Genomic DNA, 6,907 nt, shown 5'->3' with positions numbered 1-6,907 from the left:
GGCGCGGAACCCGGCCGCCTGCCGGCGGAGCCCGGCAGGCGACCGGCGGAGCCCGGCGGGCTGGCGGACGGGCGCGGCGCGGCACCGGCCGGGGCGAGCGCGCCCCTCCCGTCCCTCGACGCCCTGACGCCCGCCACGGACCTGGCGCAGTTCCTCCGTGCCGGGGTGCCGCCGGCCGTCAGGAACGCGGCCCTGCGCCGGATGTGGTCCCTCGATCCGGCGATCCGCGACTACGTCGGCGAGGCCTGCGAGTACGCCTACGACTGGAACACCCCGGGCGGCGTCCCGGGCTCGGGAGGGCTGCTGCCGACCGACGACGTCGAGGCGATGGTGAGGCGGGTCTTCGGCGAGGGCCCGCCGGAGCCCCCGAGCGGCGAGGCCGCGCCGGAGCCCGCCCTCCCGGCGCCCGTTGCCGGCCCTGAAGCGCCGGAACCGCGCCCCGGCGCGGCGCCCCCGGCCGAGGGCGAGGCGCCGTCCCGTGGGGCAGGCGCCGCCGAGGCGGATCCTCCCGCCCTGCCGGCCGCCGCGGAACCGGCGCTGGCGGAGCCGGGGGATCCCGCCCCGCTCCGGCCGCGACGTCACGGCGGGGCGATCCCGATTTGACGTATTAAAAAGTAGAATTGCACGCGATGCATCAATCCCTATGGTGGCGCTCCGGGGAGGCGCGGCGGGCGAGTGCCGCGAGAGGGCGGGAGATGGACGCGGTTGCGTGGGAGTCCGAGGTTCGCGCTCCGGCCATGCGTGAGACGATGAGCGACGCGGCACGCGCGGGTGATGGGATCGACGAGATCGACGTGCTGCGCGCCCGCGAGTACGACCTCCTGGCGGCCGTCCTCGGCCGCGCCCCGGACGCCGCGCTCCTGGCCGCGCTGCGCGCCCTCGACGGCGACGCGAGCCCCCTCGGGCGGGCGCACGCGGCCCTCGGCCGGGCCGCCGCGGAGGCGGAGGCCGCGGCCGTGAGCCGCGACTATTTCGCGCTGTTCGTCGGGGTCGGGCGCGGCGCGATCCTGCCCTACGCCTCCTACTACCTCACGGGCTTCCTCAACGAGCGGCCCCTGGCGCGGGTGCGCCAGGATCTCGAAGCCCTCGGCATCGAGCGCGACCCGGCCGTGAGCGAGCCGGAGGACCACGCCGCCATCCTGCTCGAGGTGATGGCCGGGCTCGCGGGCGGGCGCCTCGCCGCGGCGGCCGGGACGGATCGCCGCTTCTTCGACCGGCACCTGAAACCGTGGATCGCGCGTTTCTTCGAGGACGTCGCCCGCGAGGCGGCCACGCCCTTCTACCGGGCGGTGGGTGCCCTGGGGGAGACGTTCGTGGTGATCGAGGCGGAGGCCTTCGGCATGGATGCGTGAGGGACGGCCGGGACGACGGGGCAGGGTCGGGCGCGCCGGGTAGGCGCGCCGGGAGAGGAGGGCCGTGATGCGGCAGGACGAGAGCAATCGGGTCGGGCGGCGGCAGTTCTTCCGCACCCTCGGCGGCGGCACGGCGGCGGCGGTCCTCGCCGCGCCCCTCACCGCCACGCCGGCGAAGGCCTACGATCCCGGCTCCCAGGAGACGAAGGGCCGCTACCGCGAGAGCGACCACGTGAAGGCCTTCTACCGGACCAACGGCTACGAGACGCTGAAGAAGTGAGACCGCCATGCTGACCAAGCGCAGGAGCGGCACGGCGAGCCGCGCGACGCACCAGGCCCTCGCCGCGGGGCTCGGCGCCCACACCCTCGACCGCCGCGGCTTCCTGCGGAAATCCGGCCTCGCGGCGGGCGGGCTCGCGGCCCTCGGCGCCGTCCGGCTCGGGTCGGTCCGGCCCGCGCAGGCGGCCGGCGCCTCGGCGTCCGGGCCCGAGACGACGATCCGCAAGAACGTCTGCACCCACTGCTCCGTCGGCTGCACGGTCACCGCCGAGGTCGTGAACGGGGTCTGGGTCGGCCAGGAGCCGTCCTGGTCGAGCCCGATCAACCGCGGCACCCACTGCGCCAAGGGCGCGGCCATCCGCGAGCTCGTCCACAGCGACCGGCGCCTGCGCTACCCGATGAAGCTCGCCAACGGCGAGTGGCAGCGCATCTCCTGGGACCAGGCCATCGCGGAGATCGGCGACAAGCTGCAGGCGATCCGCGCGAAGTCGGGCGCGGATTCGGTCTACTGGCTCGGCTCGGCCAAGTTCACCAACGAGGCCTCCTACCTGTTCCGCAAGCTCGGGGCGTTCTGGGGCACCAACAACGTCGACCACCAGGCCCGCATCTGCCACTCGACCACGGTGGCGGGCGTCGCCAACACCTGGGGCTACGGCGCCCAGACCAACTCCTACAACGACATCCGCAACGCCAAGACGATGATCATCCTCGGCGGCAACCCCGCCGAGGCGCACCCGATCTCCATGCAGCACGTGCTCTCGGGCAAGGAGATCAACCGCGCCAACATGATCGTCATCGATCCGCGCTTCACCCGCACGGCCGCCCACGCCAACGAGTACGTCCGCATCCGCGCCGGCACCGACATCCCGGTGATCTGGGGCCTGCTCTGGCACATCTTCGAGAACGGCTGGGAGGACAAGGACTTCATCCGCCAGCGCGTCTACGCCATGGAGGACGTGCGCAAGGAGGTGGCCAAGTGGACGCCCGACGAGGTCGAGCGGGTCTCCGGCGTGCCGGGTGAGCAGCTCAGGCGCGTGGCCGAGCTGTTCGCCAAGGAGAAGCCCGCGACGCTGATCTGGTGCATGGGCGCGACCCAGCACACGGTCGGCACCGCCAACGTGCGGGCGCTCTGCATCCTGTGCCTGGCCACCGGCAACATCGGCAAACCGGGCACGGGCGCCAACATCTTCCGCGGCCACACCAACGTCCAGGGCGCCACCGACCTCGGCCTCGACGTGACGACGCTGCCCCTCTACTACGGGCTGGTCGAGGGCGGGTGGAAGCACTGGGCCCGGGTCTGGGAGGTCGAGTACGACTGGCTGCAGTCGCGCTTCGACGAGGTGCCGGCCGCGGCCGGGCGCAAGGCGCGCTCGCGCAAGGAGAACATGGAGACGCCGGGCCTGACCTCGACCCGGTGGTTCGACGCCGTGACCCTGCCGGCCGACCAGGTCGACCAGCGCACCACCCTCAAGGCCATGATGGTGTTCGGCCACGGCGGCAACACCGTCACCCGCATGCCGGAGGCCGTGAAGGGCGTCGCGGGCCTCGAGCTGCTCGTCGTCGCCGACCCGCACCCGACCACCTTCGCGGCGATGGACGCCCGGCGCGACAACACCTACCTGCTGCCGATCTGCACCTCGCTGGAGATGGACGGCTCGCGCACGGCCTCGAACCGCTCGCTGCAATGGGGCGAGCAGATCGTGAAGCCCGCCTTCGAGTCGAAGAGCGACTACGAGGTGGTCTACCGGCTGGCGACGAAGCTCGGCTTCGCCGACACGCTGTTCAAGAACATCCGGATCGTGGACGGCGTGCCCTCGGCCGAGGACCTCTTGCGGGAGATCAACCGCGGCGGCTGGTCGACGGGCTATTGCGGCCAGAGCCCCGAGCGCCTCCAGGCGCACATGAGGAACCAGCACAAGTTCGACCTCGTGACCCTGCGCGCGCCCAAGGACGACCCGGAGGTGGGAGGCGACTATTACGGCCTGCCCTGGCCCTGCTGGGGCAAGCCCGAGCTCCGCCATCCGGGCAGCCACATCCTCTACAACACGAGCCTGCACGTGAAGGACGGCGGCAGCACCTTCCGGGCCCGCTTCGGCACCGAGCGCAACGGCCAGACCCTGCTCGCCGAGGATTCGTTCTCGGCCGGGTCGGACCTCACGGACGGCTATCCCGAGTTCACCCTCGGGGTGTTCCGGAAGCTCGGCTGGGACAAGGACCTGACCGCCGACGAACTCGCCACCATCGCGCGGATCGGCGGCGCCAACCCCGACGCCGTGAGCTGGGCCACCGACCTCTCGGGGGGCATCCAGCGGGTCTGCCTGGAGCACGGCGTGACCCCGTTCGGCAACGGCAAGGCCCGGGCCAACGCCTGGAACCTGCCGGATCCGGTGCCGGTGCACCGCGAGCCGGTCTACTCGCCCCGGCCCGACCTCGTGGCGAAGTACCCGACCCGGCCCGACGAGCGCCAGTTCCGGATGCCCAACATCGGCTTCTCGGTGCAGAAGGCCGCCGTGGACAAGGGCATCGCCCGGGACTTCCCGATCATCCTGTCGTCGGGGCGCCTCGTGGAGTATGAGGGCGGCGGCGAGGAGACGCGCTCGAACCCCTGGCTGGCCGAGCTCCAGCAGGACATGTTCGTCGAGGTCAACACCCAGGACGCCGCCGAGCGCGGCATCAAGGACGGGCAGTTCGTCTGGGTCTCCGGCCCCGAGAATGCCGCGCAGGCCAAGGTGAAGGCCCTGGTGACCGACCGGGTCGCCCGGGGCGTGGCCTGGATGCCGTTCCACTTCTCCGGCTGGTACCAGGGCCGGGACATGCGCGGGTTCTACCCGAAGGGCGCCGATCCCGTGGTGCTGGGCGAGAGCGTGAACACCGTCACCACCTACGGCTTCGACCCCGTGACGGGCATGCAGGAGACCAAGGTGACCCTCTGTCAGATCCGGGCGGCCTGAAGGAGGCCACCATCATGGCGCGAATGAAGTTCCTCTGCGACGCCGACCGCTGCATCGAGTGCAACGCCTGCGTCACGGCCTGCAAGAACGAGCACGAGGTGCCCTGGGGCATCAACCGCCGGCGCGTGATCACGCTCAACGACGGCAAGCCGGGGGAGCGCTCCGTCTCCATGGCCTGCATGCACTGCACGGACGCGCCCTGCGCCGCCGTGTGCCCGGTGAACTGCTTCTACACCACGGCCGACGCCGTGGTGCTGCACTCCAAGGACCTGTGCATCGGCTGCGGCTACTGCTTCTACGCCTGCCCGTTCGGGGCGCCGCAATATCCCCGCGTCGGGAANCTGCTCGGGCGGCCCCGAGGTCGACCTCTCGGTCGCCGAGTACGAGAAGTACGGCTCGAACCGCCTCGCCGAGGGCAAGCTGCCGCTCTGCGCCGAGATGTGCTCGACCAAGGCGCTGCTCGCCGGCGACGGCGAGATCATCGCCCAGATCTACAAGGAGCGCGTGGTGAAGCGCGGCTACGGCTCCGGTGCCTGGGGCTGGAAGACGGCCTACCGCGAGACCATCGCGCTCTGAGCCGCGCCGCCGGGGCGCCGCCCGTCGGCGCGGCGCCCCCCGATCCGCGCATCGATTGATCCCGGGCGCCGGGGCCCACGCGGCCGACCCGGTGCCGAGGGAGGGAGACAGGGGCCCATGCGGCGCAGACTGACCCACATCGCCCACATGACCCTGCTGGCGGCGGCCCTGGCGGTCGCGGCGCCGGCCCTGGCGCAGGTGCGGGCGCCGGACGGCGCCCCGGACCCGACGGCGTCCTCGGTGAACGAGGACCTGCTGTTCCGGCAGGCGCCGAAGATCGGCGGGCGCATCTCGATCCCGAACCAGACCGCCGCCAACCTGATCCAGCCGCAGGGGCGGGAGTGGCGCAGCTTTCACGAATCCTGGATGCCCTGGATCGGCGCCCTCGCGGTGCTCGGCATGCTGGGCGCGCTCGGCGTGTTCTACTTCACGCGCGGGCGCATCCGGCTCGAGCACAGCGAGGAATCGGGCCGAAAGATCCTGCGCTTCAACGCCTTCGAGCGCTTCGCCCACTGGATGACGGCGACCTGCTTCATCGTGCTGGCGCTCACGGGCCTCAACTACATCTTCGGCAAGCGCCTGCTGATGCCCTTGATCGGCCCCGACGCCTTCGCGGCCCTGGCGCAATGGGGCAAGTACGCGCACGTCTACCTCGCCTGGCCGTTCATGCTGGGCGTGCTGTTCATGCTGGTGCTGTGGATCAAGGACAACATCCCGGGCAAGATCGACTGGATCTGGCTGAAGCAGGGCGGCGGCTTCCTGGGCGACGCCCATCCGAGCGCCGCCCGCTTCAACGCCGGGCAGAAGATGGTGTTCTGGATGGTGGTCGGCTTCGGCCTCCTGATGAGCGCCACGGGCCTGATGATGCTGTTCCCGTTCGCGGCGACCGACATCAACGGCATGCAGGTCATGCAGGTGGTCCACTCGCTGATCGGCGTCGTGTTCATCGCCGGCATCCTGGCCCACATCTACATCGGCACCCTCGGCATGGAGGGCGCCTACGACGCCATGGGCAGCGGCGAGGTCGACCTCGCCTGGGCGCGGGCCCACCACGACCTCTGGGTCGAGAAGGAGCAGGCCAAGACCGCAAGCGGGCCGCAGCTCGGGCGCGGCCAGGTTCCGGCGGAGTAGTGGTCCGGCGGTGTCGCGCGGCCCGCGCGTGGTCGGACGGCGGCGTGAGGAGGGGACGATGAGAGCCTTCGTGGTGGCCGTGGCGATGGCCGTGGTGCTGGCCGTCGCGGCGAGCTTCGTGCTCGGCGAGAGCCAGCGGTTCGCCTACCAGGCCTTCGCGACCTCCGGGGCCCGGGTGTCGAACCCCGGCACGAACCTCGTCGGCCCGCGCTGGACCGGCGACATCAAGGAGCCCGGCGCGGGCCACAAGGCGGACGCTCCCGGGTCGTGAGCCCGCCCCGCCCCACCCTGGAGGACGTCATGACGCCCACCCGCCTCGTCGGCCTCGCGGCCGCCCTCGCGCTGCTGCCGGCCCTCGCCGAGGCGCAGGGCGGCGCCTCCGGGCCGGTCGATCTCTGCCGGGAGCTCGTCGCCTTCGTGCGCCCGAAGCCGGCCGACGCGCCCGCGGGCGGCCCGGCCGCGCAGCCCAACGTCGCCGTGCAGGCCCCCGCCGCGCAGGGCAGCGGCCCGCCGCAGCCCTCCTCCGCCGCCGGCGAGGCCCAGCAGAAATCCGGCCTCAGCGGGCCCGTCCCGCAGGCGGGTCCCGGCGCCTCCGGGCCGCAGGGGCAGGGCCAGGCC

6 protein-coding genes and 3 pseudogenes are annotated in these 6,907 nt (G+C 72.4%); all 9 read left to right on the top strand.

Annotated features, from left to right (window positions below; genetic code table 11):
* Window positions 1-603, top strand: a 603-nt coding sequence (locus DT057_RS05315; protein ID WP_128561069.1) for a DUF3306 domain-containing protein, incomplete at its 5' end; no start/stop codon positions are given.
* Window positions 604-749: 146 nt separating this feature from the next.
* Window positions 750-1,352, top strand: a complete 603-nt coding sequence (locus DT057_RS05310) for a TorD/DmsD family molecular chaperone (protein WP_128561068.1) — start codon at window positions 750-752, stop codon at window positions 1,350-1,352.
* A 67-nt stretch (window positions 1,353-1,419) separates the two neighbouring features.
* Window positions 1,420-1,632 carry a formate dehydrogenase gene (locus tag DT057_RS05305; protein WP_128561067.1) on the top strand — a complete coding sequence of 71 codons (213 nt, stop codon included), beginning with the start codon at window positions 1,420-1,422 and terminating at the stop codon, window positions 1,630-1,632.
* 7 nt (window positions 1,633-1,639) lie between these two features.
* Complete coding sequence (locus tag DT057_RS05300) at window positions 1,640-4,582, top strand: formate dehydrogenase subunit alpha (RefSeq protein ID WP_128561066.1); 2,943 nt, start codon at window positions 1,640-1,642, stop codon at window positions 4,580-4,582.
* A gap of 14 nt (window positions 4,583-4,596) precedes the next feature.
* A pseudogene (locus DT057_RS36540) lies at window positions 4,597-4,922 on the top strand (4Fe-4S binding protein); the annotation flags it as partial.
* A 1-nt stretch (window position 4,923) separates the two neighbouring features.
* Window positions 4,924-5,158: pseudogene (locus tag DT057_RS36535) on the top strand (formate dehydrogenase); the annotation flags it as partial.
* Between the two features lie 117 nt (window positions 5,159-5,275).
* Window positions 5,276-6,289: a formate dehydrogenase subunit gamma gene (locus DT057_RS05290; protein ID WP_128561065.1), complete on the top strand. Its 1,014-nt coding sequence runs from the start codon at window positions 5,276-5,278 to the stop codon at window positions 6,287-6,289.
* 58 nt (window positions 6,290-6,347) lie between these two features.
* Window positions 6,348-6,560 carry a hypothetical protein gene (locus tag DT057_RS05285; RefSeq protein ID WP_128561064.1) on the top strand — a complete coding sequence of 71 codons (213 nt, stop codon included), beginning with the start codon at window positions 6,348-6,350 and terminating at the stop codon, window positions 6,558-6,560.
* Between the two features lie 29 nt (window positions 6,561-6,589).
* Window positions 6,590-6,907: pseudogene (locus DT057_RS05280) on the top strand (hypothetical protein); the annotation flags it as partial.

Source organism: Methylobacterium crusticola (genome assembly GCF_003574465.1).
Taxonomy (GTDB): Bacteria; Pseudomonadota; Alphaproteobacteria; order Rhizobiales; family Beijerinckiaceae; genus Methylobacterium; species Methylobacterium crusticola.
Note: the sequence above shows the minus strand (reverse complement) of the source record. Positions and strands in the feature narration are given on the sequence as shown.

Coding starts and splice junctions, on each gene's coding strand:
- DT057_RS05310 (WP_128561068.1), top strand. CDS start 750: ATGAGCGACGCGGCACGCGCGGGTGATGGGATCGACGAGATCGACGTG.
- DT057_RS05305 (WP_128561067.1), top strand. CDS start 1,420: ATGCGGCAGGACGAGAGCAATCGGGTCGGGCGGCGGCAGTTCTTCCGC.
- DT057_RS05300 (WP_128561066.1), top strand. CDS start 1,640: ATGCTGACCAAGCGCAGGAGCGGCACGGCGAGCCGCGCGACGCACCAG.
- DT057_RS05290 (WP_128561065.1), top strand. CDS start 5,276: ATGCGGCGCAGACTGACCCACATCGCCCACATGACCCTGCTGGCGGCG.
- DT057_RS05285 (WP_128561064.1), top strand. CDS start 6,348: ATGAGAGCCTTCGTGGTGGCCGTGGCGATGGCCGTGGTGCTGGCCGTC.